The sequence below is a fragment of the Pseudomonas sp. ArH3a genome, assembly GCF_022648765.1.
Lineage (GTDB): Bacteria > Pseudomonadota > Gammaproteobacteria > Pseudomonadales > Pseudomonadaceae > Aquipseudomonas.
Genome location: NZ_CP080330.1, coordinates 1356317 through 1381985, shown reverse-complemented (window position 1 = coordinate 1381985; position 25669 = coordinate 1356317). Strand labels below are relative to the sequence as shown.

Below are 25669 nucleotides of genomic sequence, written 5' to 3'. Positions count from 1 at the left end.
CGAACCCAGAGGCGCGTGCCAATTTGAACAGCCATCGAAAGCGATTGCCTCCCTTGCAGACCATGGAAGCCTTTGCGGCTGCCGCCACTTATCTCAGTTTTACCAAGGCGGGGGTAGAGCTGAACCTTTCTCAAAGCGCTGTCAGTCGTCAAGTGAAGCAACTGGAGGACAGAATAGGCGTGCCTCTGTTCCTGCGACGTCACAAGGTTCTCGAACTTACCAAAGCAGGGCAAATTTTACTGGAGGGGGTGGGGCGTAGCATTGATGAATTAAGGCGAAGTATAGACGCTATCCATTCTATCCTGAGCCCTACCATTACCATTTCTGCCAGTACCGCTATCGCGAGTTTCTGGCTACTGCCTGGCATTGCGGAATTCAAAGCTGCCTACCCAGAAATGCGCGTGCGTGTCATCGCCGCTGACGAGCATGGTTACTCAGGACTTCTCAATGGTGAGACAGATTTCGCCATTATTTATGATCAATTGCCATCGTACGGCTTTGAGGGAACAGAACTGTTCGACGAATTAATCTTCCCGGCCTGTTCACCGCTCTATCTGCCCCCCCGTACTATCGCAGCTGCGGCTGATTTAATGAGCGAGACACTGATTGATTTTGAGATCAAGCATTTACGAACTGTCAGGGGATGGTCTGATTGGTTTCGTCAAATGGGTATGCCGATCGGAGAGGCGAGATACTCATTAATGGTATCCAACTACGACTTGGCATCACGGGCAGCTCAAGCAGGTCAGGGCATCACGTTAATGTGGTCATATGTTGCGCCGCTACAGGAATTCCGAGCCGGACGTCTGATCCGGCCCATCGACGTTTTTGTGAGGACGGGCCACAAAGAATATTTGATCCACGCACCGTTACTCCAAAAGTCATCGGCTCACGAAGTGTTCAGAAATTGGCTCGTCGCTTACGCTCAAAAAACGAGGGAGGATATCGATGCGTTTTTTTCTGAAGCAGACGCTTGAGCACTGAGCTGATTAACCACATAGAGAGATGAATCTATTACAGGAATAATGACTGCATTCATGGCTTGCAACTCAAGATTAAGCTTCTCTTTATCTAAGTGAGAACAATCCGTCGCTAGGACTGTTTGAGTCCTGAACTAAAAGGCCATCTGCTACCGAACTGTAAATACCCCGAAACGCGATAGAGCGCTAGTATCAGCCTCGAATGTTTCGTCGAAATAGCCCTCAAGGCTTTTTTCGAATTCATGCGGCAGTTTCTGTTGACAGAGAGGACAGTCATGTCAGTAAGGCCCAAGGACTTCATACTGAACCTGATGACCGTTTTCCGTTGCCTGCAAATTTTGCATGCAAACCAGAACGCCTTTGCGTTTCCACCTTGAGCTAATTGTGGGTAACGTTGCCCTGGCAGCAGGTGTCCACCCGCGCCCCTTCGACATAACAATAATTCAGTTAAGGTAACCCCCATGGAAAGTTCTCCCCCGCTATCGACCTAGCCCATTGGGTGCTCAAACATCTGAGTACCAAAGCCCGAGCCTTCTTTCCCCGTCAACGCTGGTTGCCTAACTGGGTCTGCCCGCATCGGAGGTTATGATGTCGATACACACCGTGACTGACATACCCGCTTCATCAAGCGCCGAACATCCCGGTATTCTCCGTGTTGCTGGCGCGTGGATCACACTTTTCCTATTGACCATCGTATACATCATAAATATGGCCGACCGTTTTGTGCTTTCCACGTTAATAGAACCCATCAAGCACGCGTTTAATTTGAGCGATACTTCTGTCGGTTTTCTTACCGGTGTTGCGTTGACTATTTTTTATGCAGTCGGTCGTGATTGTTTTTGGGGGGGCTTGAAATGAAGAAGCCAGTGAATTTGGTTGACCCCGCATTGGCAGCTGGTGTGGCGTTTCCGGCGTTTGCTCAGGCGGCAACGAATGGCAGCGCCGTACCCAATGGCAGCATTGCAATGAGTCGCGACGCGGCCGCTGACTCCAACTCGGACATCGTAGTAACCGCGCAAAACCTGCACTGCTTCGACCAGATCGCGCTCGATCCCGAAGGCAGGCTTGTCGCCAGTATCGAGGGCGACGTAGCCGCGACCGGCGTCCAAGCGACGCACAATGCCGTCGTCCTGCGTCGGCTCGGCGAAGCGCGGCTGGCGCCGGTCCGGCAGGTTGCGACCTGCGACCATTGCACCTTTTCGGGGGTCGCGGTGGCCAGCAACGGTGCGGTCACCTACCTGATGCGACGTCCCGACGGGCGCACGGACGTGATCGTCGATACCGCCGGCCAGCAGCGCACGCTGGCGAGCATCGATGGCAATGCCTCGACGCCGCGCTGGTCGCCATCGGGATCGGCGCTCGGCCTGCTCGTCACGATTGCGCCGCGCAAGGAAACCGGCCCGACCCAGCCGGGCGCGCGCACGATCGGTGAGCAGGGAGCGAACGAAGATCGCCAGCGGCTCGCGATCGTCGATGAAGCAACAGGCGCGATCCGGTTCGCCAGCACGCCCGAGCTGTTCGTATTCGATTTCGACTGGGCGCCCGACGGTGCAGGCTTGGTCGGCATCGCGGTCGCGGGCGATGGCGACAACGACTGGTATCATGCCGAACTGCTCGCATTCTGCGCGAATACTGAAAGCGCGGGACGGTTGGTCGTGGCCCCGCAGCGGCAGCTCATGGGTGCCCGCGTCTCGCCGGACGGTACGCAAGTCGCGTTCATCAGCGGTCTGATGTCGGACTATAATCAGGGCGGCGGCGACATCTACACCGTCCCTATCGCCGGCGGACCGGCGCGCAACGTCACGGCAGGTGCCGACGCGACGTTTAATGCAGTCCAGTGGCAGGGGCGGCAGCTGGTTGCAGCGGGCGTTCGCAAGAACAGCGTGATCGTTGTCAAACTCGATCCTGCAGATGGCCGGTTGAAGACGCTCTGGTCCGACGCCACCTCCGCCGTCTCAGCCAATGGCGGTCACAACCGGATCGTTCTGTCGCAGGACGGCAAAAGCATCGCGGGCATTTACGAGGGCTATGATCGTGCGCCCGAGCTGATCGCGGGCGATATACCGCATCCCACGGTCGTGTCGGATGCCAACCGCGCGATGGCAGGTATTGCCAGCGGACAAAGCATCACCTGGTCGAGCGACGGCTACGACGTCCAAGGCTGGCTGGTGACGCCTCTGGCGTCCACCCAGCACAAACGCAGGCCGCTCGTCGTCGTCGTCCATGGCGGGCCGTCGGACTACGGCGGACCAGAATTCATCTGGGAAGGCTGGCGTCGCGGCCTGATTGAGCGTGGCTATGCGCTGTTCTTTCCCAATTTCCGTGGCAGCGCCGGCCGGGGCGAAGCGTTCCGACAGGCCAATCTGCTCGATCTGGGCGGCGGCGACCTACGCGACATTCTGTCGGGCGTGGACAAGGTCGAAAAGACGATATCGATCGATCCCGACCGGATCGGAATCACGGGCTTCAGCTACGGAGGTTTCATGTCTATGTGGGCCGTGACGCAAACCCAACGTTTCAAGGCGGCGGCAGCGGGCGCCAGCATCGCCAACTGGGTCAGTTATTACGGGCAGAACGGGATCGACAAATGGTTGCTGCCCTATTTCGGCGGCACCCCCCATGACAACCGCAAGGCCTATGAAGCGGCATCGCCACTCAACTTCGTCAACACCGTCACGACGCCCACGTTCATCTATGTCGGCGAGCGGGATATCGAGACGCCGCCGGTCCAGTCCCGCGAATTCTGGAAGGCTCTACGCGACAAAGGCGTCCCCACGACGTTGATGATCTACGCCGACGAAGGGCATCGGCTGCGCAATCCGAGCAACGCCGCCGATGCCGCACGGCGCATCGTCGACTGGTTCGATCACTACATGCCCTGCCCGGACTGCTGACGCTATCGCCGAGTGGTCACCGGGCGCCCGCCCTCTGTTTCAACTGCCCCGACGCCAGGAGGTGCTCAAGGTGCGCGTGAGTATGGATAATACTCACCACCTTCAACCCCAACGCATTAAGGCGCGCCAGGATCAGCTCATGATGACCGCCCGGGTCAACCACAATGGCTTTTTTTGGTAACCGGGTCACCCATGATCGTGCAGTTGCACTGCAACGGCCCGACGGGAAAGGTTTCACGGATCAGCGCGCCTTTTTCGATATTCATGGGCGTTTCTGCAAGCGCTATGGCACATTCCAGGCGCAGTATGGTTGACCTTACCCCCGCCCCGCTCCGGAAGGGATCAAACCTGCGGCATCTCAACTGCTAAGCTGTTCAAGCGCCATTGAATCAGTAGCACTGTCCAAGACCGCAGCGCATCGCGTTTGGAGCAAGACATATGGCGAATCAAAGGGTCATCTGCGAACACTGCGACTGCGTGTACGAAAAAGTTACGCTCGCCAAGCATCAAAAAGCCCTGTGCACACGCTGCGAAGGCGTATTGCAGCGCTACAACGGCCTGTCGGTGCAACAGCGCCTCGCCCTGAGCGTCACCGCCGCCGTCCTGTGGACGTTTGCTAACTTCTACCCAGTGATGAGCATCAGCCTGCAAGGTTTGAAAAACAGCGCGACCCTTTGGGATTCAGTGGTTGCGTTGAGCCTGGGGCCGATCACTTTTATTGCGTTGGTGGCAGCAATTTCCATCATCATCGCGCCGGTGTTCCAGCTGCTGTTGCTGATCTGGGTCTTGAGTTTCGCCCTGTCCGGCAGGCGCTCACCGGCGTTCAAGCTGTGCATGCGCTGGCTGGAAGCGCTGAGGCCGTGGAGCATGCTTGAAGTCTGCCTGCTCGGCGCCATGGTGGCGGTGTTCAAGCTGGCAGGCATGCTCGACGTGATACCCGGCACCGGCCTGTTTGCGTTAGCGGCCCTCAGCCTGTTGCTGATCCGCATCGCCGGGCGGGATGTGCGCGACCTGTGGGACACCTTATGAACTCACCGCCGACCGCCCGCGAGCTCAACCTGTGCCTGTGCCACACCTGCGGCCAGCCCTGCGACATGAGCGCCGCGCCCACCGAATGCGACCGCTGCGGCGCGGCCCTGCACTGGCGCAAAGAGCACTCGCTGACCCGCACCTGGGCCTACCTGCTCACGGCCCTGGCGTTTTATGTGCCGGCGAACTTACTGCCGGTGATGAAAACAACGATGCTCGGCTCTGGCGCAGACAGCACTATCATGAGCGGCGTGCTGGAGTTCTGGCAGCATGGCGCCTGGGACATTGCCCTGATCATTTTCATCGCCAGTATTGCGGTGCCGGGCATCAAGTTCGTGTCGCTGGCCCTGCTGCTGATCACCGTGCAGCGCAACAGCCTGTGGGCGCGCAAGGAGCGCTCGAAGCTGTTCCGGTTTGTCGAGCTCATCGGCTACTGGTCGATGCTCGATGTGATCGTGGTTGCGCTGGTGGCCGCACTCGTCCAGTTCCAGGCGCTGGGCACCATCGAGCCGCGCCTGGGTATTTTGTTTTTTGGCCTGGTGGTGGTGTTTACGATGCTGGCGGCCATGAGTTTCGACCCCCGGTTGATCTGGGAAAACCCACACAACGAGGAGCGCTTGGATGACGCCACACAACACTGACACGCATACAAGCACATCTGCTGGCACGCCCGCGATCAAGACGCGGCGCTTCAGCGTTTCGCTGGTGTGGATCGTGCCGATTGTCGCGGTGCTGGTGGGCATCTCGCTGGTGGTTCACAACGTCCTGCAACAAGGCCCGACCATCACCCTCAACTTCAAGACCGGCAGCGGCCTGGTCGCCAACAAAACCGAGGTCAAATACCGCAACGTGGTGATCGGCCAGGTGTCCGACGTTGCCTTGAGCGATGACCAGAAAAGCGTCAACGCCACCATCAAGCTGGCCAAGCAGGCGGAAAGCTTCACCCGCGAAGACTCGAAGTTCTGGGTGGTGCGCCCGCGCATCGGCGCCGGTGGCGTGTCCGGCATCGATACCTTGCTGTCCGGCGACTACATCGGTGCCGACATCGGCCAGTCCGATACCCGCGCCAAACAGTTCAAGGGCCTGGAAAACCCGCCCCCCATCACCTACGGCGAGCCGGGCAAACGCTTCACCCTGCACACCCAAGGCCTGGGGTCGCTGGATATCGGCTCGCCGGTGTATTACCGCAAAATCCCCGTGGGCCAGGTCGTGGCCTATGAGCTGGATGCCGAAGGCAAAGGGGTGAATATCGAGGTGTTCGTGCATGCGCCCAACGATGTGTATGTCACCGAAAACACGCGGTTCTGGAATGCCAGCGGCATTGACCTGAGCGTCGGCGCCAATGGTTTCGCGCTGAAAACCGAATCCTTGTCGTCGATGCTGGCCGGCGGCATCGCGTTCCAAGCGCCGCCCTACAGCCCCAATGACAAACCCGCCGACGAAGACCATGCCTATGAGCTATTCGACGACCAGCAAAGCGCCCTCGCCCCTCCCAACGGCAAAGGGCAATACATGGCCTTGCGCTTTGATCAGGCATTACGTGGCCTTAAAGTCGGCGCGCCGGTTGAGTTCCTCGGCGTTGAATTTGGCAAAGTGGTGTCGATCAACCTGGATTACGACGCTAAGAAACGCAGCTTTCCGATCAACGTCGGCATCGTGATTTATCCACAATTGCTCGGGGAGGCCAATACCAAGCTGCTCCAGGCCACCAACCATGACCCCAACGATGAGGCCGGCGGCGTGCGCTTGATCGGCACGTTCATCGAAAATGGCCTGCGCGCCCAGGCTCGCAGCGGCAGCCTGCTGACCGGTCAGTTGTACATCGCCCTGGATTTCTTCCCGAAAGCCGAGAAAGTCGCGTTTGACTCGAGCCTGCGCCCGATCAACATCCCGACAATCCCTGGCAACCTGGAGCAACTGCAGGAAAAACTCGAAGGCATCGTCAACAAGATCAACCAACTGCCCATCGAGCGCATTGCCGGTAACCTCGACAGTAACCTGGTCGAGCTGCGCAAGGGCCTGACCCAGTTCAATGCCAAGACCCTGCCGAGTGTGCAGAACACGCTGTCTGACGTGAGCAAAACCTTGCAATCAGCCAACTCAACCCTGGCCGAAGACTCGCCGCAACGCGAACAACTGACCCAAACCCTGGATGAACTGGGCCGCATGTCGCGCTCCTTGCGCGAGCTGTCGGATTACCTCGGCCGGCACCCCGAATCGCTGATTCGCGGGCGCCCCGACAACGCCGCGCCGACCGGCCTGCAAGGCCCACCCCGCAAATGAGCATTGGAGCAGCCATGACGTTTCCGTTGAAAATCACTTGGGTCACCGCCTTGCTGTTACTGACGGCCTGCAGCAGTGAGCCGATTGCGTTCCACACCCTGACCCCGGCGCACTGGAACAACAGCACGCGCGCCGAAGCCGCCGGTATCCGCATCGAAAGCATCAGCGTGCCGCCGCAGGTCGACCGGCCGCAGATCGTGATTCGCCAAGGCGACAGCGGCGTGGCGATTCTTGAAACCCAATGGTGGGCCGCCAGCCTGGCGGATGAGCTCAAAAGTGCGCTGGTGGATCAACTGGCCAACAGCAACGCCCGGCAAGCCATGTCGTTGCGCGTTGAAGTGCAGCGCTTCGACTCGGTGCCCGGGCAGTACGCGTTGTTCGACGTGAGGTGGCGGCTAAGGCCGACCGGCGGCGGTGATCGCCCTGCCCTGAGCTGCCGCACCACCTTGCAGTCACCCGCAGGCCCGAGCATCGACGACGTGGTGGTTGCGCACCAGAACAACGTCAAACGCTTCGCTGCGCTGATCAGCCAAACGGTCGACAAGTCCCTGCAAGCGTGCCCTACGGCGCCGTAAACCTTAAGTAATACGCGGTAAACATGTGAGAGCTGGCTTGCCTGCGATACGCATGGGTATCTACGCAAATTTTTGTGTTGCGCTGAGCTTTTGACGGAGTTTTTAGGTAGATATGAGTACATATCCGTTGCTGCGGTAACGGCTGCTTAGGGTTCCGCCCTTACGGCGGGTCACTTTTGGAAAAGAGCCCCAAAAGTAACCAAAAGGGCTCTTGCCCCACCACTCGGTGCCTCGCCTAGGCTCGGCATGCCCTCACTCCGGCTTGAATCCGTGGGCCGCCGCCATGGGCCATCCTTGGCCCATCGCGGCTAACCCGGCGTCCTGCCGGGTTACCCACGGATTCAAGCCTGCGTTCGGCCATCGTGGTTAACGGGGCGCCTCAGATCAAGATCAAAAGCAAGAGCACGGCGGCCTAGTAGCCGACCTGAGTGGTAGAAGCAAAAGCAAGGCAGAAGCAGAGCAGAAGCAGAGCACCACCCTATCTAGCTGATGTAATGAGATCCCAATGTGGGAGCGGGTTCGGCTGTCAGCACTGCAGTGCTCTGCTTTTCTGTGGGAGCTGGCTTGCCTGCGATGCAAGCACCTCGGTGTGTCAGGCATAACCAGCCGATGCCATCGCAGGCAAGCCAGCTCCCACATTAGATTGAGTTCAGTTTCAAATATCAGGTCGGCTGTCAGGCCGCCTCGGTTTTGCTTTTGATTTAACCACTCAGGTCGGCTACTAGGCCGCCGTGCTCTTGCTTTTGATCTTGATCTGCTTTTGATCTTAGGCGCCCCGTTAAACCACGCTGGCCGAACGCAGGCTTTGGAGCGGGGGTAAACCGGCAGGACGCCGGTTTAGCCGCGATGGGCCAAGGATGGCCCATGGCGGCGGCCCACGGTCCAAAGCCGGAGTGAGGGCACACCGAGCCTAGGCGAGGTGCCGAGTGGTGGGGCAAGAGCCTTTTGGTTACTTTTGGGCTCTTTCAAAAGTGACCCGCCGTAAGGGCGGAACCAATATCAGCCGTTACCGCAGCAACGGATATGTACCCCGCGCTCCCGCGACAACCAAAGAATTCAACCCATAAAAAGATGTGTAGATACCTATGCTGCGATACGGACGACTGGAGACATCAGGCACACAGCGTTGATGCCATCGCAGGCAAGCCAGCGCCCACAGGAAAGCAGATCGGCTATCAGACCAGCAAGCCCATCGACTTGGCCCGCGCCACCGCCTGGGTGCGGCGCTCCACGCCCAGCTTGCTGTTGATGTGGCTGGCGTGGGTTTTCACCGTGTGCAGGGAGATGAACAACTGATTGCTGATCTCCTGGTTTGAGCAGCCTTGGGCGATCAGTTGCAGCACCGCCAACTCGCGGGTGCTGAGGGTTTCGTGAGTGGGCGAGGTCTCGACAGCAGCCACCACCGGCAGCAGCGCCAACAGGCTCTGGCTCAACAAACCGTGCGGGTCTTTGCGCAGTTGTTCGCGCATCCAGTCCGGGTAGCCTTCCAGCAGGCGCTGGAACGGTTGCAGTGCGCCGCCGGCGCCCGCCTCAAGCGCCAGGGCCACGATCGGCCGCGCCTTGGCTTCCTGCCCACACTCCAGCAGTAAATGCGCCTGTTGGGTCAGGGCCATCAAGGCAATCATCTGGCGCCCGCTGTTGTGCGCCTGCTGCGCCAGCTCTTCGAGGCGTTGCAGGGCCGCCGCCGGTTGATGACGAATCGCATCCAACGCCGCCTGTTGCAGCCCGATGTGTTGCGGCAAATGTGGATGAAACTCAGGCGCGGCAGCGGCGTGCTCGCCGTTGTAGGTCTGCCCCAGGCGGGTCAGCCAGGCGTCGGCAAGGTCGGTACGGCCTTGGGCCAGCCACAATTCGCATTTGATCAGCGTGATCATCGCCAGGTAGTAGATCGGCGGCACGTCCCAGATATGCATCAAGCGCTCGGCTTCGGCGAGTTCGGCGAAGGCTTTGGGGAAATCACCGCGCCGCCCTTCAAAGCTGGCGATCACGCAGTGCCCGATCAACACGCTGATATCCCGACAGGCGCGGGCCTCGCTCAAACCGGCACGCAAACGCGCCAGGCCGGCTTCGGGCTGATAGCGCACCAGCAGCAAGTAGCCTTCGTAGAGCGACAACCGCGCGCGCACGGCGTAGAGCCGCTGAGGCGCAAGGCCGTGCAGGCGTTGCAGGCCTTGGCGCACTTCGTCCAGGGAACGTAGGATTTCGCCGCGCGCCTGCAACACTCGCGCGCGGTCGTAATGGGCCAGGGCTTCAAATAACGGGTTGCCGACGCGTTGCGCCAGCTCCAAGGATTCGCGATTCAAACCACGGGCGCGCCACAGGTCGGCATCGACGATGGCCAGGTTGGACAGGGTCGACAGGCACATCAGGCGCTGGCCGTAGCGTTTGTGCGGCAGGCTTTCCAAGGCCTCGCTGCAATAACGCTGGGTCAGCTCGCGGTCGCCACGCCCACGGGCGATGATCCCGCTCAGCGCCAGCCATTGGGCCAGCATCGACTTTTGCGCGGTGGCCGACGGCGCCGGCAGGAAGCGGCTGAGGTAGCCGGACAACTCTTCGGCCGCATCCAACTGGCAGGCCAGCCCCAAGGCCCAGCTGTACAGCACGATCAAGCGCGGCGTGCTGATCAGCAGGCTGTCGGGCAAGTCCATCTTCCAGCGCAGCAGCATGCCGACATTCTGCTCGGCGAGCAGTTGCTCCTCCGACAGGTTCTGCACCAAGTTGGCGGCCACATCGAGGTGACCGGCGCGCAACGCCTGCTCCACCGCTTCGTCGATCAAGCCCTGGGCGTTGAACCAGCGGCAAGCCCGCAGGTGCAGGCTGGCAATCGGCAAGGTGGCATTGCTCGCTCGGCGGGTGCGCAGCAAATCGGAAAACAGGTGGTGATAACGGTACCAGTGGCCTTGTTCGTCCAGCGGCACCAGAAACACTTGGTGGGCCTGCAAGTAGCACAGGATCTCAGCGCTGTCGTGGGCTTCGCGCACGGCGTCGCACAATTCGCTGCAAAAACGATCCTGAGGCGCGGTGTCGTACAGGAAGGCTTGAACCTCAACCGGCAGGCAGTCGATGACTTCTTCGAGCAGGTAATCACGAATCAGCCCTTCGCCACCGTGCAGGCTTTGCGGCAGCGCGCTTTCATTGCCGGCTTCGGCGATGGCCAACAACCAGAAACGCAGGCCGGCCACCCAACCTTCACTGCGCCGGATCAAGTTGTCCAGGGCCTCGCCGCGCAACGAGCTGCTGTGACGATCCAGCACGGCCAGCGATTCGTCATGGGTCAGGCGCAGGTCTTGTTCGTGCAGCTCCAGCAGGTGCCGCGACAGCCGCAGCCGTGCCAAGTGCCAGTCGGGGCGCTGGCGGCTGGTGACCATGACCACCAGCCCATCGGGCAAGTGATTGAGGAAAAACTGCAGGCAGCGATCCAGCACCGGGCCCTGGGCCAGATGGTAGTCATCCAGCACCAGCAATAATGGCGCGCGCGTGGACAGGTGCAACGTCAGCTCATCGAGCAGGCCGTCGAGCCATTCTTCAAAGGCAAAGGGTTGGTGACGCTGGCGCATTTTCAGCAGGCCCAAGGATTGGGCACCGAGTTGCGGGAAGTACTGTTGCAAACCGTCGAGCAGGCGCTCGAGGAAACGGCCCGGGTCGTTGTCCCGTGGGCTCAGACCCAGCCACAGGCTTTGCCAATGCGCCGGCAAGCTCTGGCAGAACTCCACCGCCAACGAACTCTTGCCGAACCCGGCCGGGGCACTGACCAATAACAATCGCCCCGCAAGCCCCGCACTCAGCCGTTCGCACAGGCGCGGGCGCAGCACATAGCCGTCAGGCAAAGGTGGCCTGTAGAAGCGCGCTTCCAGGGTCGGAATTACCGCGCTTGCAGGCCCTTGGATTCGGGACAGATCAGTCATCGCCGGGCTCTTGTAGAAGGCTGTTGTCGGCATTGCAGATGTCCGCAGACTAGCGGTAAAAGCGGCGGGTTTGTAGATCTTTGCAACATTTGACTGAAAAAGAACTGCGACAAAAAATGTGGGAGCTGCCTTGCACAAGGCTGGCTTGTGTGGGAGCTGGCTTGCCTGCGATAGCATCAACTCGGTGTAACTGATACACCGAGGCGCCTGCATCGCGGGCAAGCCCGACTCCCACACAAGCCAGCTTTACACAAGCCAGCTCCCACATTGTCGAGCGAGTGCTGCTTAGCGAACACCATCCTGGCGCAAGGCCGCTGGGGTGAAGTCGCTGGTGCTGGCGGTGAAGCCGAAGTCATACGCCTGTTTCTCTTCGTTCTTCATGCCCAGGGCCAGGTAGCGGCCGGACTGCAGGTCGTAGAGGGTTTCGATGGCGTACCACGGCACTTGCTTGTCGTAGTAGTTCTCGGCATGCGCTTCAGCAACGCGCCACAATTGGCCACGGCCGTCGTAGTGGTCGATCACCGCCGCTTGCCAGGTGTCTTCGTCGATGAAGAAGTCACGCTTGGCGTAGATGTGGCGCTGGCCTTCCTTCAGGGTGGCGACCACGTGCCAGACGCGGCGCAGCTCGTAGCGAGCCAAGTCCTGGTTGATGTGGCCGGCCTTGATGATGTCGGCGTACTTGAGCTTTGGATCGTCGATCTTGTAACTGTTGGAGGCGATGTAGATTTCTTTCTTGCCTTCCAGCTTCCAGTCGTAGCGGTCCGGTGCACCGTTGTACATGTCGAGGTTGTCGGACGTACGCAGGCCGTCGGCCGCAGTACCCGGCCCGTCATAGGACACTTGCGGCGCCCGACGCACACGGCGCTGGCCGGCGTTGTAGACCCACGCCGAACGCGGCTCTTTCACCTGGTCCAGGGTTTCGTGCACCAGCAGCACACCACCGGCCAGACGTGCCGGCGCGGTCACTTGCTGCTTGAAGTAGAACAGCACGTTGCCCGGGTTTTTCGGGTCGTAGTCCTTCATTTTGTCGCGGAACACGAACTGGTCGCGGAAGTACACCAGGCTGTACGAGCCGTTGGTTTGCGGGGTGGCTTGGGTGACCAGACGGGTCACGCTGCCGCCGCGATAGCGGGTGATGTGGTTCCAGATGACTTCCACGCCGCTTTTCGGGATCGGGAACGGAATCGCGGTTTCGAAGTTTTCCAGGCCGTTACCGCCGGACACCAGGTTGGTGTTGGTGGCGTTCTTCTTGATGGCGGCGAACACATCAGCCGGCACCGTGGCGCCGCGATGGGTCGGGTAGACCGGCATCTTGAAGGTGTCCGGGTAACGCTTGAACATCGCGTACTGCCCCGGCGCCAGCTTGTCTTTGTACTGCTCGACGTTCTGCGCGGTGATGGTGAACTGCGGTTGTTCGCTGGCATACGGGTTGGCCAGGAAACCCCGGGCATCCACGGCACCGGCATTGGTGGGCAGTGGCGACCATTTCGGGATGGTGCCGGCTGCGTTACCGGCCATTTCAGCGCCCATCGGGGTCAGGCTCGTGCCCAGCTTGGCGGCTTCATCCGCCGAGACTGCCGCCATGACGCTACCCGCCAGGATCGACAGCCCAAGCACACCCACGTGCAACAGACTTTTAGTTATTTTCATGTTCTGGTTCTTCCTGAAAACAGACTGCTTAAAGAGAGTGTGCTTAGAAGTTCATGCCTGCGCTCAAGGCGATAAAGTCACGATCGTCCACGGTGCTGAACTTGCCACCAAAGAAGTTGGTGTAGTTCAGGCCAACGGTATAGGTGTTTTGATACTCGGCATCGACACCCAGGCTGACAGCCTTGCGACCTTCTTCGAAGTTGCCGCCAGGGCCCGGCGAGTAACCTTTGACGTCGTGGGACCAGGCCACGCTAGGCTTGAGGTTTACACCGGCAAACGTGTCCGGGTATTCCCAGATCGCCCGGGCGCGGTAACCCCAGGACGTAGCCGTGGTATAGCCATCGTTGTTGCAGTTGGTGTTCAGGCCGGACGCATTGGGCAGGCCTGCACCTTGACCGGTCGAATTGTTCAGCCCGTTACAGAAGCCGCCAGGCAGGCTGCCGGGACCGAAGACCGGATCACGCCCGTAGCGCGCCTTGTCTCTGCTCTCCAAGCCGCCTACATGAGTCACGCCGATTTCACCCACGGTGGTCAGGCGGGTGGCGCCCATAACCTGGTCGAAGAAGTGCGTGAAGGTGGTCTGGAACTGGGTGACTTCCTTACGGTTGTAGCCGTGCAGGTCCTGCCCCGGCCTGCCCTTGAGCACCGAAGCATTGCCAAAGCCCGGAATCGGCGTGACGCCCGCATACAGAATATCGGTGGTGCTCAGCTGTACCGGAGCGTTTGGCCGGTAGCTCAATTCACCACTCCAGGCGGTGCCGGTCGGCAACGTGGTGGAGAAGCTCAAGCCATACAAGCGGATATCTTCCGGGTACTCGACGAAGTACTGGGAGCTGCCCGCCACAATCAACGGACGCAATGCCGCCAGTGGTCCCAGCGGACGGGTGTAGGCCGAGTTTGGCGCACCTGTCGCGCTGAAGATCGGCGCACGGCTGTGGTAGTTCATGAAGTACGCGCCGAACTCAGTGTCCAGCGGCTCGAAGTTGTAGTGCATGGCCACGCCGAACTGGCCGCTGTCGCGTGCATCACGGTCACCGCCGCGACGTACCAGCACGCCTTCGTTGTTCACATCGACGCCGAGCGCGTTAAGGGTTGGCAAGGCCGCGCCAGGAATGGTGGAACGTTTGTTCAAGACCCGCAGGTTGTTACTGCAACCGTCGGCAATCACGTCCGGCTGGGAGAAGAACGTACCGCAGTTATCCACCACGGTCTGGTCCCACTCCAACTGGTAGAACGCCTCTGCGGAGAGGTTGTCGGTCAGGGTCTGGGACACGTAGAACATATTGACCGGAATCAAGCCTTCCTTGATCTCAGCGCCCGGGCGACGGAACGCAGACACGTCGATCGGGTTGATCGAGTTGATACCGCCGCCAATAAAGGTACTTTCGCCCCAGCTCACTACCTGCTTGCCAAGACGCACGTTACCCGGCTGATCGGCGATGGTGTAGTTGTGGTAGACGAAAGCATCGAGAATCTGCCCGCCAGAGGACTTGGCGCCCTCTTTACGGTTGTCGTTGCTGACGTTTTTGAAGTCGAGGTCTTCGTTCTGCAGCGCAAAGTCATACCAGTACTTGCCACGCACAAAGATGCCGGTATCGCCGTATTTCAACTCAAGGTCATGGATACCCTTGAAGATCTTCGAAAAGGCATCACCCTTGTCGAAGTTCAGGCGGCCGTCGTCGGAGGTTTGCGAAAGCCCCTTGCCACCGTTGTTGGCACCGATCAGGTCTTTATTGCGACCGGCAGTCGACCAACTCGCCCCCACCGACAGGGATGAGTCAAAGCTACCTTCGATTTCACCGATGTTGAAACTGACGCCGAATGCGGGCCCGGCGAGCGTAGAAGCGAGACTGACGGCCAGGGGCAGTCTTGCCCGGCGCCAGAACTGGTTTACTGAGGTCATCGACGCTACTCCATGTGCATTATTGTTATGGCAGTGAGTTCTGTCTTCTGGATGCATGTACCGGCCGGAATACAAAGATTCCAATGCCGAACGGCAACCGAGCCCCCTTGGCTCGAAGCGCAACATCCTTGAAAAACTCTGAGAGGGACTATAGCCAGCAGGGGGTACCGCTTGATCCCTCTAAAGTGTGATTTGCATCACCAACCCGTCTGCCACAGTCCTTTCGCCACGCCGACGAAGGCCGGCGAGGCAAGGATGGCTGAAAATTGGCAAATCACAAGTGAAGGCGCGAGATAGAGCATTGCCGCGCCCGAACGGGCGCGGCGAGGTGCATCACAGGGTCGAGAGGAAGGTGCTGTTGTTGGCCTGCCATTCAATGATGTCGATGCGGATACGTTTTTTGTCGAGTTTTCCTACGCTGGTCTTGGGAATTTCAGTAACAACGGCGATCTGGCTCGGAATCGCCCACTTGCTCAAATGGCCCAGCTCGACAAAAGGCTTGAGGTGTTCCTTGAGCTCGCGAGCACCTATCACATGGCCATCACGCACCACCAGCAGCGCAAACGGGCGCTCGCCCCACTGCGGGTCGGCGATGCCCACCACCGCTACTTCGCGTACCGCCGGGTGACGGCTGACCAGGTCCTCGAGGGCCAGGGAGGAGATCCACTCGCCGCCCGTCTTGATCACGTCCTTGATGCGGTCACGAATATCGATCACGCCAAACGCGTCGAGGGTGGCCACGTCGCCGGTGTGCATCCAGCCGCCTTCCCACAGCTCGGCGCCCTTTTGCGGCTCGTTGTAATAGCCCTCGGTCAGCCACGGTGCACGCAGCACCAGCTCCCCCTGGGACTCGCCGTCGGCGGGCAGGAAGTGCCCCTCGGCGTCGACAATCGCCGCTTCTACCAACGGCCCAGGCACGCCGGCCTTGATGCGGTAGGTGGTGCGCTCGTCTTCGGTGCCGGCCATCAGTTCTTCGTTGAGGTGGGCGCAGGACACCAGCGGCCCGGTCTCGGACATGCCGTACGCGGCGGTCAGTTGAATGCCACGCGCCTTGGACGCTTCGTACAACGTGCGATTCAGCGCGCTGCCGCCGATGACGATTTTCCAGCCGCCAAAATCCACGTCTTGGGCAGCCTTGGCATTGAGCACCATTTGCAGGATGGTCGGCACGCAGTGGGAGAAGGTGACCTTTTCCTTGCGCCACAACTCCACCAGGTATTCCGGGTCGTAGCGGCCGGGGTAGACCTGTTTCAAACCGAGCATGGTCGCCACGTACGGCAGGCCCCAGGCGTGTACGTGGAACATCGGCGTGATCGGCATGTATACGTCGTTGGTGCCTAGCAGGCGCACGCTGTCGACGCTGCCCATGATGGTCGCCACGCCCATGGTGTGCAGCACCAGCTGGCGGTGGGTGAAGTACACGCCCTTGGGGTTACCGGTGGTGCCGGTGGTGTAGAAGGTGGTGGCGACGGAATGTTCGTCGAAGTCCTGGAAGTCGTACTTGGGGCTGGCGGCAGCCAGCAGGGTTTCGTACTCGCCGACCAAGTTGGGCAGCTCGGCGGTCTTGGCGTCGCCGTCGGTGAGCAGCAAAGTCTTGTCGACGGTGGTGAGTTGCCCGGCAATGGCCTGGTAGAGCCCCACGAACTCACTGTTGACCAACACAAAGCGGTCCTCGGCGTGGTTCATGGTGTAGAGAATCTGTTCCGGCGAGAGGCGCACGTTGATGGTGTGGATCACCGCGCCGATCATCGGGATGGCGAACATGCACTCCAGGTAACGGTGGCTGTCCCAGTCCATCACGGCGACAGTGTCGCCGGCCTTGACCCCGGCTTCGGTCAGCACATTGGCCAAGCGCGCAACGCGCTCGATCAGGGTCGGGTAGGTGTAACGCAGTTTGTCGCGGTAGATGATTTCCCGGGTCTTCTCGTAGCGCGCCCCGGACATCAGCAGGCGTTTGATCAACAGTGGGTATTGGTAAGCGCCTTCGGCGGGTGGGATAACACGGGTCTGCAACATACTAATCCCTTATCTGACTGCACGGTCGTGGCTTGAAGACCAGCACTGTAGAGCGCTTATGTGTCAGCTAAATCAGCCAAAGGAATGATTTGGAGACTCCATCAATTACTAGCCTTTTGCCATCGCCTGGATCTTACGGCGATCTAATGTGGGGAGTTTCCTGCTATCGACCACTCTCATTCCGGCTGCCTCCGACAGTAAATTCGTATTCTCCACACCCTCAGCTTTCAACGGTCGATGCTGCAGATTTTGCTGCGCAGGTTCCGCGCCAATACAAACAACAACAACAAGAGAATGAAAACGCCTGAAAAACCAACCGCGCGTCTGTCATCCCGCCCCTTAATAGCACTCGCGAACTGCCCGCCTGCAAGCGCACAACCAACCACAGCGGCGAAATAACGATGAAGAGCGGAAAGACGTTAAGAAAAATGTTAGCGCTTGGAAAGACGACGTTTTTTTGATGTTTATCCGTTGCATCGTTTTATGGCACGGGAACCATTAAACAATGGGAGCATAAAAAGCGATGAAAACCTCAGTATTTCCCGTTATCGCGAACCATCATTCAGACAAATAAATCTCCCATTTTATTTTTTTCATAGCTGCGCGCAACACGCGAGAATAAAAAACACATTCTAAGAATCCTCCTATTTAACTACTACCCCATAATGACTACTCTTAAAACTCACTTAATAGCCCGAGCTTGCCACCGGCAACAGGTGCCTTCTCTGATCAGATAGTAAGGAAACATCGTCGTGAAAATGCTGTTTAAATTCGTCGCACTTTCCACGCTCATTGCCGCCGCCAGTGGTTGCGTGAGCTACAACGCAAGCCAACCTTCTTCGCCTATCGACAGCCAGGTCAAGACCTCTTTAAAAGCAGACATCGCGGTTGGCGAAGCCATCTCCGGCGCTTCCTCGGTCAACATTCTGTTCGGTGTTCTGAAGTTCGGTGGCGACAGCCAGTTTGCTGACGGTGTTAGCTACGGCGGCGACACCGGTGGTTCCTTGGGTGGCCTGGGTCTGGACCCAGTAAGCTCGGTTAAATCTGCTGCTGCATTTAAAGCAGTTAAAGCCTCAGGTGCCGACATGATTGTCGCACCGCGCTACGAAGTAACCGAAGAAAACTACTTCATCTTCAAGAAAGTGAGCGTTATCGTCAAAGGCAACAAAGGCAACATCCGCAGCATCAACTAAGCAGGTACAAAGCACTACAGCAAAGTTACAAATTATCTGGTGATTGCAACATTTAAGGCCCGCCTCCCCAGCGGGCCTTTTTTACGTACTGCTAATAGAAGCTGGGCGGATGCTGGCGCTGAGCGTGATCCGAATACGGCAAAATAGCTAATAAGCAACCGCTTACGCGACTCACCCGTGTCGAAGAGCCCTTGCTGACCGGCAAGCGCCTATGGCAAAAGTTGCAGAAAGAAGCCGAAAACTGGAACGCCCCCTCGAAACCATTACCTGATAATCGTTATTTCATACTGGTAAACGCCAGCTTCACGCCAATCGCAATCAGCACCGCGCCCATCGTCCGATCGAACCAATGCCCCATCCGCGCAAAACCAGCACGCACCCGCTGCTGGCTGAACAACATCGCCACCATGCAAAACCACAATGCCGTCGCCACCGCCAGGTACAGGCCGTAACCGGCCTGGATCGCCAGCGGCGTGTGCGGGTTGATCACCACGGTAAACAGCGACAGGAAGAACAGCGTGGCCTTGGGGTTCAAGCCATTGGTCACAAACCCTGCGGTGAATGCCCCGCGTGGGGTGCGTTCGCCCACTTCACGGTGCAACTCGCCCTCGGCAACAGGCTTGGCCGGCTGCGCGCGCAAGGCCTTGAAGCCGATGTACAACAGGTACGCCGCCGCCGCCCATTTCAGCGCGTTAAACAACACGATGGACTGCGACACGATCAAACCAATGCCCAGCAACGAGTAACCCACGTGCAGGAAAATCGCCGAACCCACACCCAGCGCAGTCCAGGTCCCGGCGCGGCGGCCATGGGTAACACTCTCGCGCACCACCACGGCGAAATCCGGGCCGGGGCTGGCCACCGCCAACAAGTGAATCAGGGCTACGGTCAAAAACTCGGCGGCGTACATACTCACTCCATTAAGTAACGGATTATTTCATCTGATAGGCTCGGCAGATTACGCCTTCGAACCCTGTCGCAAAAGGTACAGTTGATGACGAACAATCGCCGCGCCGTCTTCCTTGATCACCCGTCCCTGGACCTGGGGGACCTCGACCTCAGCGCATTGCGCAACAGCTTCAGCGACCTGCAGCTGTACGCGCACACCACGGCGCAGAACGTGATCGAACGCCTGCAAGGCGCCCAGGTGGCGATCAGCAACAAGATCGCGCTCAACGCCGAGACCCTGCAGGCCTGCCCCGAACTCAAGCTGATCCTGGTGTCGGCCACCGGCACCAACAACATCGACCTCGCGGCCGCCCGCGCCCTGGGCATCACCGTGAGCAACTGCCAGGGCTACGGCACGCCGTCGGTGGCGCAGCACACGATCATGCTGTTGCTCAACCTGGCGACACGCTTGAACGACTATCAACGAGAGGTCGCCGCCGGCAAATGGCAAGAGGCCAAGCAGTTCTGCCTGCTGGACTACCCGATTGTCGAGCTACAAGGTAAAACCCTTGGCCTGCTCGGCCACGGCGAACTGGGCAGCGCCGTCGCACGCCTGGCCGAAGCCTTTGGCATGCGCGTGGTGCTTGGCGCGATTCCAGGGCGCCCTGCCCGCGCCGACCGCGTGCCGCTGGATGAACTGCTCGCGCAGGTCGATGCGCTGACCCTGCACTGCCCGCTCAATGAACACACCCGCGACTTTATCGGCGCTCGCGAATTGGCACTGCTCAAACCCGGCGCATTTATCGTCAACACCGCGCGCGGCGGTTTGATCAACGAACAGGCGCTGGCAGACGCCTTGCGCAGCGGCCATCTGGGCGGCGCGGCCACCGATGTGCTGAGCGTGGAACCGCCAGTGAATGGCAACCCACTGCTGGCCGGCGACATTCCTCGCTTGATCGTCACGCCGCACAACGCCTGGGGCAGCCGCGAAGCGCGGCAGCGCATCGTCGGCCAATTGGCAGAAAACGCCCGGACCTTTTTCAGCGGCGCCCCGCTGCGCGTCGTCAGTTGATAAACTGCGCCCCTTTTCAAGGAGCAGACCATGGATCCGCGCAGTGAAGTACTGCTTCGTCAGGCCGAACTTTTTCAAGGCAACCTGCTGCTGGTAGGGTTGCCCGCCGACGACTTGCTCGGCCGCCTGCCCAATGCCCACGGCTGGAGCTGGCATGCCGGCGACCAGGCGGCGCTCGATGCGCGCTTCCCTGAGCGCAGCCAGTTCGGCGTGAACGTGCCCGAGCGTGGGTTTGATGCGGCGGTGATTTTCCTGCCCAAGTCCAAGGACCTCACCGACTACCTGCTCAATGCCGTGGCCGCGCGCCTGCCCGGCGCCGAGCTGTATCTGGTCGGCGAGAAAAAAGGCGGTATCGAAAGCGCCGCCAAGCAGATGATCCCGTTCGGCAAGCCACGCAAGCTCGATAACGCGCGGCATTGCCAGCTGTGGCAAGTCACCGTGGCCAACGCCCCGCAAGCGGTCGAGCTGGAAAGCCTGGCGCAAGTGTTCGACGTGCCATTGGCCGAAGGGCCGCTCAAGGTGGTGAGCCTGCCAGGCGTGTTCAGCCATGGTCGCCTGGATCGCGGCACCGAGCTGTTGCTTGAGCATCTGGACAAACTGCCCAGTGGGCATTTGTTGGACTTTGGCTGCGGCGCCGGCGTGCTGGGAGCTGCGGTCAAGCGTCGCTACCCGCATAACACGGTGACCCTGCTGGACGTGGATGCCTTTGCTGCCGCCAGCAGTCGCCTGACCTTGGCAGCCAATGGCCTGGAAGCCGAGGTGTTGACCGGTGACGGCATCGACGCCGCGCCGATGGGTTTGAACGCGATTTTGAGCAACCCACCGTTCCATGTCGGCGTGCATACGGATTATTTCGCCACGGAAAACTTGCTGCGAAAAGCGGCGAAACACCTGGCAAAAGGCGGCGAACTGCGCTTGGTCGCCAACAGTTTCCTCAAGTACCAACCCCTGATCGAAGAGCACTTGGGCGTGTGCGCAATCAAGACCGAAGGCAATGGTTTTCGCATTTATCGTGCCAAACGCGGCTGATGGTTTTTTGAAAAAGAAGGCTTGCCGAATGGGTTTTGCCTAGGCAAAATCCGCTCCGTCCTAGGGGAGTAGTCTCCCACGAGCGCCATGCTCGTCCGGCATACGTCAACATACTTGGTCAACAGACCATGGCGTATGCGACCCAGGAGTCCGCACAGACGGACCGGGGTTTGACAAGACCTATGACACGCACACCTTACCCGGGGCGGGAAGGCTGTACGTGTCATAGCCGTGTCGACCCGCCCCTGGAAACTTACCTGATGCTGGATTCATTACTCGTACCTACCGCAATCGTTGCCTTGGCCGAAATCGGCGACAAGACGCAGCTGCTCGCGCTCATCCTTGCCGCACGCTTTCGCAAACCTTGGCCGATCATCGCCGGCATCGTCGCCGCGACCCTGGCCAACCATGCGGCCGCCGGTGCCGTCGGGGCCTGGTTCGGCAGTTTCTTCTCGGATGCAGTGTTGCATTGGATCCTCGCGGCAAGCTTCTGTGCCACGGCGCTATGGACCTTGGTGCCGGACAAACTCGACGATGACGAAGCCAGTACCACGCGCAAGTTCGGCCCGTTCCTGACCACGCTGATTGCGTTCTTCCTTGCAGAAATCGGTGACAAGACGCAGATCGCCACGGTGATGCTGGCGGCGCAATACCCTGAGCTGTGGCTGGTGATTATCGGCACCACCTTGGGCATGCTGATTGCCAACGTGCCGGTGGTTCTGGCGGGGAATTTCGCGGCGGAAAAACTGCCGTTGACCTTGATTCGTCGACTGGCGGCTACGGCGTTCTTCATCCTGGCGATTGTTGCGGTGTACAAAGCCATGCAAAGCAGCGGCTGGATCTAGCCCGACCTGATCATTCCCACGCTCCGCGTGGGAATGCATTCTGTGACGCTCTGCGTCACGCTTTTAAGAGCGGACGCAGAGCGTCCAGAGCGGCATTCCCACGCAGAGCGTGGGAACGATCAATCAGGACTTTTTGGCCTGCTGGTAAAGCGGCATCACCTTCGGAATCGCCGCCTGCAACGAGGCGATTCGGCTGTCGGAAGCCGGGTGTGTGCTCATGAACTCCGGTGGCGCACCTTCCGAAGCCTTGGCCATCTTGTTCCACAACGTGATGGCCGCGTTCGGGTTATAACCAGCCCGGGCCGACAGCTCCAAGCCGATCAGGTCCGCTTCGTTTTCATTGGCGCGACTGTTGGGCAAGGTCATGCCGTAGTTGGCCACGGTATCGGCCAACGCCAGGCTGTCCTGACCCAAACCGAACAAGGCACCGGCGCCCTGCTTGGCCATCTGAATGCCGTAGGCCTTGGACATGGCCTCACGCCCGTGCTCGCGCAAGGCGTGGGCGATTTCATGGCCCATCACCGCAGCCAGTTCGTCATCGGTGAGCTTGAGGTTGTCGATCAACGCGCTGTACACAAAGATCTTGCCGCCAGGCCCGCAATTGGCGTTCATCTCATCGCTTTTGATCAGGTTCACTTCCCACTTCCACTGCGCCGCATCCGGGCGGAACGTCGGTGCCTGGGCGATCAGACGCTTGGCAATCGCCTGCACGCGCTTGGCGTTGGCGCTGGTCTTGTCGAGCATGCCTTTGCCGCTCGCCTCACCCAGCGTTTGCTGGTAGGACTGGGCATACATCTGGTCGACTTCTTGGCTCGACAGCATGCTGAACATGTACTGCTTGCGCTCTACCCCAACGGCACCGCCGCTGGTGGTATTGACCGACTGACAACCGGCCAGCAGCATCGCTGCACTGAGTACGCTTACTGCCAATGATTTTTTCATGACGCTCTCCCTAGAATCCTGGCGCGTATCGTAGGCGGTCAAATGTATCTGCGCCAGATACACAAGACGTGTAACCGCAGATTTTCAGATACGCCCCACACGCCCACTGCGGCGGCGAACAGCCCATTTGCGACATCCGGCGCTCTTTTACCGGCCCACCCTTAAGCCTCCCGAGCCCGCGGCCGATACAAGAAGGCAGCCCTCTGCCCCTGCGCCCGGAGCCTTCATGAAATTCAAGTCGATTCAGTTTTCTGTCGCAGCACTGACCGGCGCCATCGTGCTGAGTGTGGTTGCCGTGTTGGTGCTCTACGCCGTGTTTGCCGGCGCGCGCACCCAGGAACTGGTGCAGGACCGCACCCAGGCGCAGTTTGAGCAGGTCATCGAGCAGCGCCTCACAGCGTTGGCGCAAACCCAGGCCACGCTGATCCAGCGCGAATTGGAAGCACCCCTGGTGACCGCCAAAGGCCTGGCCACCGCCAACGCCCTGCTCGGCATGAAAGACGCCAAGGGCGAACCGGCGCTGCAGGTCGGGCGCGAACAACTGATCAACCTGCTGCACGAGACCGTGGTGCGCAACCCGAAAATCCTTGGCGCTTATATCGGCTGGGAGCCCAATGCGATTGACCATAACGACGCCGCCTACGTCAACACGCCGATTGTCGGCATGGCCGCCGACGGGCGCTTTCTGCCGTGGTGGTACCGCAACGCTGATGGCAGCCTGGGCCTGGATAAACTCGCCGACGTCAACGACCAGAACATCCTCGCCACCGGCGTGCGCGCCAGCGAGTACTACCTGTGCTCCAAAGAGAGCAAGAAGCCCTGCGCCATCGACCCGGCACCGTATAAGGTCGGCAATGCGATGGTGATGCTGGCCTCGTTTATCGAACCGATCATGATTGACGGCGCCTTCCAGGGCATCGTCGGCGCCGACCTGTCAGTCAATTTCATCCAGGACATGCTCACCCGCGCCGACCAGAACCTCTATGACGGCGCCGGCGAGCTGGCGCTGATCTCCAGTAACGGTCGCCTGGTGGCCTACACCAAGGACGCCAGCAAGCTCGGCGAAAAGGCCACCGACCTGCTCGACAGCAACGAACTGGCCAACCTCAGCCAGCTGAAAGTCGGCGAAGTGCGCTACGACATCGACAAGGAACACGGGCATATCGTGCTGTTCCTGCCCTTCAACATCGGCCAGGCTGAAGCGCGCTGGACCTTGATGATGCAACTGCCGCTGAGTGCAGTAATGGCCGACTCGCAGAAACTGCAAAGTGACCTGCAAGCCCAGCGCAAAACCGACACCTTCGGCATGGCCATGGTTGGCCTGTTGATCGCTGGCATCGGCTTGCTGGTGATCTGGCTGGTGGGCCACGGCATCGCCCGCCCGCTCAAGCAAATGGTGGCCATGCTCAACGACATCGCCCAAGGCGAAGGCGACCTGACGCGCCGCCTGACCAGCGACCGCGCCGATGAACTGGGCGCGATTGCCACGGGCTTCAATACCTTCCTGATCAAGCTGCAGGGCATGATTACCCAGGTGGTGAGTTCGGTGCAGAAGGTCAGCGATTCGTCGGAGCACACCGCCGACATCGCGATCCGCACCAATCAGGGCGTGCACAAACAAATGGTCGAGATCGACCAAGTGGCCACCGCCGTGCACGAGATGACCGCCACCGCCCAAGACGTGGCGCGCAACGCCACCCAGGCTGCGCAAGCTGCCAGCCACGCGGACCAAGCCGCGAGCCAAGGCATGCGCGTCGTGCGCGACACCTCGACGTCAATCGGCGCGCTGGCGCAAGAAATCGGCCGCGCGGTCGTCGTGGTGCAAACTCTGGCCAAGGACAGCGAGAACATCAACGCGATCCTCACGGCGATTCGTGGCATTGCCGAGCAGACCAACCTTCTGGCGCTCAACGCCGCCATCGAGGCGGCGCGGGCTGGCGAGCAAGGCCGTGGGTTTGCGGTGGTGGCGGATGAAGTGCGCAACCTGGCGCAGAAAACGCAGAAAGCCACCGAAGAAATCCAGACCATGATCCAGCAACTGCAACAAGGCACGCGGGACGTGGTGAAGGTGATGGAAGACAGCCAGAACCGCACCGATGAAAGCGTGCAACATGCGGCCAAGGCCGCTGAGGCACTGGAAACGATTACGCAGGCAGTGTCGGTGATCAACGACATGAACACCCAGATTGCCAGCGCAGCTGAGGAGCAGAGCGCGGTGGCTGAGGACATCAATCGCAATGTGATCAATATCGGCCAGGTGGCCAATGAAGTGGCGGGCGGCGCGGATGAGTCCAGCGCGGCCAGTGCGGATTTGACCAAGTTGGCAGAGCAGCAGCGGCGGTTGATCAACCAGTTTAAGGTTTAGGGATTTGCGGTGGTTTTGAGGGCGCTATCGCAGGCAAACCAGCTCCCACGCTTGGATCTGTGAATACAGTCAAAGTGGGAGCGGGCTTGCTCGCGAAGAC

The 25669-nt window shown here is 59.8% G+C and carries 18 protein-coding genes, 1 pseudogene and 1 riboswitch; of the genes and pseudogenes, 12 read left to right on the top strand and 7 right to left on the bottom strand.

Annotation, left to right across the window (positions count from 1 at the left end; all coding sequences use genetic code 11):
• The first annotated feature begins 62 nt into the window (after positions 1 to 62).
• The 3 genes from K0P33_RS06245 (at position 63) to K0P33_RS06235 (ending at position 3874) form a co-directional block, all read left to right on the top strand.
• Positions 63 to 977, top strand: coding sequence for a LysR substrate-binding domain-containing protein (locus tag K0P33_RS06245; RefSeq protein WP_242155999.1), 915 nt, complete (start codon positions 63 to 65; stop codon positions 975 to 977).
• Between the two features lie 606 nt (positions 978 to 1583).
• Positions 1584 to 1838 carry a hypothetical protein gene (locus tag K0P33_RS06240; RefSeq protein WP_242154502.1) on the top strand — a complete coding sequence of 85 codons (255 nt, stop codon included), beginning with the start codon at positions 1584 to 1586 and terminating at the stop codon, positions 1836 to 1838.
• A complete protein-coding gene (locus tag K0P33_RS06235) occupies positions 1835 to 3874 on the top strand; it encodes a S9 family peptidase (RefSeq protein ID WP_242154500.1) in 2040 nt (679 codons plus the stop codon). Before K0P33_RS06240 ends, K0P33_RS06235 begins: the two co-directional genes overlap by 4 nt.
• 49 nt (positions 3875 to 3923) lie before the next feature.
• Here the strand turns inward: K0P33_RS06235 and K0P33_RS06230 are convergent.
• Positions 3924 to 4140 (bottom strand): annotated as a pseudogene (locus K0P33_RS06230) (MBL fold metallo-hydrolase); the annotation flags it as partial.
• Positions 4141 to 4312: 172 nt separating this feature from the next.
• Between K0P33_RS06230 and K0P33_RS06225 the strand changes: the two are divergent.
• From K0P33_RS06225 to K0P33_RS06210, 4 genes are read left to right on the top strand one after another with little or no spacing between them, the layout of a single operon-like run.
• The gene (locus K0P33_RS06225; protein ID WP_242154497.1) at positions 4313 to 4903 is read left to right on the top strand and encodes a paraquat-inducible protein A; all 591 of its coding nucleotides are present in this window, start codon (positions 4313 to 4315) and stop codon (positions 4901 to 4903) included.
• On the top strand, positions 4900 to 5544 hold the full coding sequence (locus tag K0P33_RS06220; RefSeq protein WP_094953764.1) for a paraquat-inducible protein A: 645 nt from the start codon (positions 4900 to 4902) through the stop codon (positions 5542 to 5544). Before K0P33_RS06225 ends, K0P33_RS06220 begins: the two co-directional genes overlap by 4 nt.
• Positions 5525 to 7186 (top strand): MlaD family protein, encoded by a 1662-nt coding sequence (locus K0P33_RS06215; protein ID WP_242154495.1) that lies wholly within the window; start codon positions 5525 to 5527, stop codon positions 7184 to 7186. Before K0P33_RS06220 ends, K0P33_RS06215 begins: the two co-directional genes overlap by 20 nt.
• A 14-nt stretch (positions 7187 to 7200) precedes the next feature.
• Entirely contained in the window at positions 7201 to 7761 is a 561-nt protein-coding gene (locus K0P33_RS06210) for a PqiC family protein (RefSeq protein ID WP_242154493.1), read from the top strand.
• Between the two features lie 1175 nt (positions 7762 to 8936).
• On the opposite strand, the gene K0P33_RS06205 is transcribed toward K0P33_RS06210, so the two are convergent.
• The 4 genes from K0P33_RS06205 to K0P33_RS06190 form a co-directional block, all read right to left on the bottom strand.
• A complete protein-coding gene (locus tag K0P33_RS06205) occupies positions 8937 to 11666 on the bottom strand; it encodes a LuxR C-terminal-related transcriptional regulator (protein ID WP_242154491.1) in 2730 nt (909 codons plus the stop codon).
• A gap of 285 nt (positions 11667 to 11951) precedes the next feature.
• Positions 11952 to 13316: a DUF1329 domain-containing protein gene (locus K0P33_RS06200; protein WP_094953688.1), complete on the bottom strand. Its 1365-nt coding sequence runs from the start codon at positions 13314 to 13316 to the stop codon at positions 11952 to 11954.
• Between the two features lie 43 nt (positions 13317 to 13359).
• Positions 13360 to 15219, bottom strand: a complete 1860-nt coding sequence (locus K0P33_RS06195) for a DUF1302 domain-containing protein (protein ID WP_094953687.1) — start codon at positions 15217 to 15219, stop codon at positions 13360 to 13362.
• 333 nt (positions 15220 to 15552) lie between these two features.
• On the bottom strand, positions 15553 to 17235 hold the full coding sequence (locus tag K0P33_RS06190; protein ID WP_094953686.1) for a fatty acid--CoA ligase: 1683 nt from the start codon (positions 17233 to 17235) through the stop codon (positions 15553 to 15555).
• Positions 17236 to 17987: 752 nt separating this feature from the next.
• Between K0P33_RS06190 and K0P33_RS06185 the strand changes: the two genes are divergently transcribed.
• The gene (locus K0P33_RS06185; RefSeq protein ID WP_242154488.1) at positions 17988 to 18428 is read left to right on the top strand and encodes a hypothetical protein; all 441 of its coding nucleotides are present in this window, start codon (positions 17988 to 17990) and stop codon (positions 18426 to 18428) included.
• Between the two features lie 277 nt (positions 18429 to 18705).
• On the opposite strand, the gene K0P33_RS06180 is transcribed toward K0P33_RS06185, so the two are convergent.
• Positions 18706 to 19338, bottom strand: coding sequence for a LysE family transporter (locus K0P33_RS06180; RefSeq protein WP_083360097.1), 633 nt, complete (start codon positions 19336 to 19338; stop codon positions 18706 to 18708).
• Between the two features lie 84 nt (positions 19339 to 19422).
• On the opposite strand from K0P33_RS06180, the gene K0P33_RS06175 reads away from it, so the two are divergent.
• The 3 genes from K0P33_RS06175 (at position 19423) to K0P33_RS06165 (ending at position 22262) form a co-directional block, all read left to right on the top strand.
• Positions 19423 to 20388, top strand: a complete 966-nt coding sequence (locus K0P33_RS06175) for a 2-hydroxyacid dehydrogenase (RefSeq protein WP_094953015.1) — start codon at positions 19423 to 19425, stop codon at positions 20386 to 20388.
• A gap of 30 nt (positions 20389 to 20418) precedes the next feature.
• Positions 20419 to 21417 carry a class I SAM-dependent methyltransferase gene (locus tag K0P33_RS06170; protein ID WP_242154486.1) on the top strand — a complete coding sequence of 333 codons (999 nt, stop codon included), beginning with the start codon at positions 20419 to 20421 and terminating at the stop codon, positions 21415 to 21417.
• 51 nt (positions 21418 to 21468) lie between these two features.
• Positions 21469 to 21588, top strand: a riboswitch (yybP-ykoY riboswitch).
• Between the two features lie 89 nt (positions 21589 to 21677).
• Positions 21678 to 22262 (top strand): TMEM165/GDT1 family protein, encoded by a 585-nt coding sequence (locus K0P33_RS06165; RefSeq protein WP_004372026.1) that lies wholly within the window; start codon positions 21678 to 21680, stop codon positions 22260 to 22262.
• Between the two features lie 123 nt (positions 22263 to 22385).
• Here the strand turns inward: K0P33_RS06165 and K0P33_RS06160 are convergent, their stop codons facing one another.
• Positions 22386 to 23204 (bottom strand): M48 family metallopeptidase, encoded by an 819-nt coding sequence (locus K0P33_RS06160; protein WP_094953017.1) that lies wholly within the window; start codon positions 23202 to 23204, stop codon positions 22386 to 22388.
• Between the two features lie 226 nt (positions 23205 to 23430).
• Between K0P33_RS06160 and K0P33_RS06155 the strand changes: the two genes are divergently transcribed.
• Positions 23431 to 25569, top strand: a complete 2139-nt coding sequence (locus K0P33_RS06155) for a methyl-accepting chemotaxis protein (RefSeq protein ID WP_242154484.1) — start codon at positions 23431 to 23433, stop codon at positions 25567 to 25569.
• The last annotated feature ends 100 nt before the right edge of the window (positions 25570 to 25669 follow it).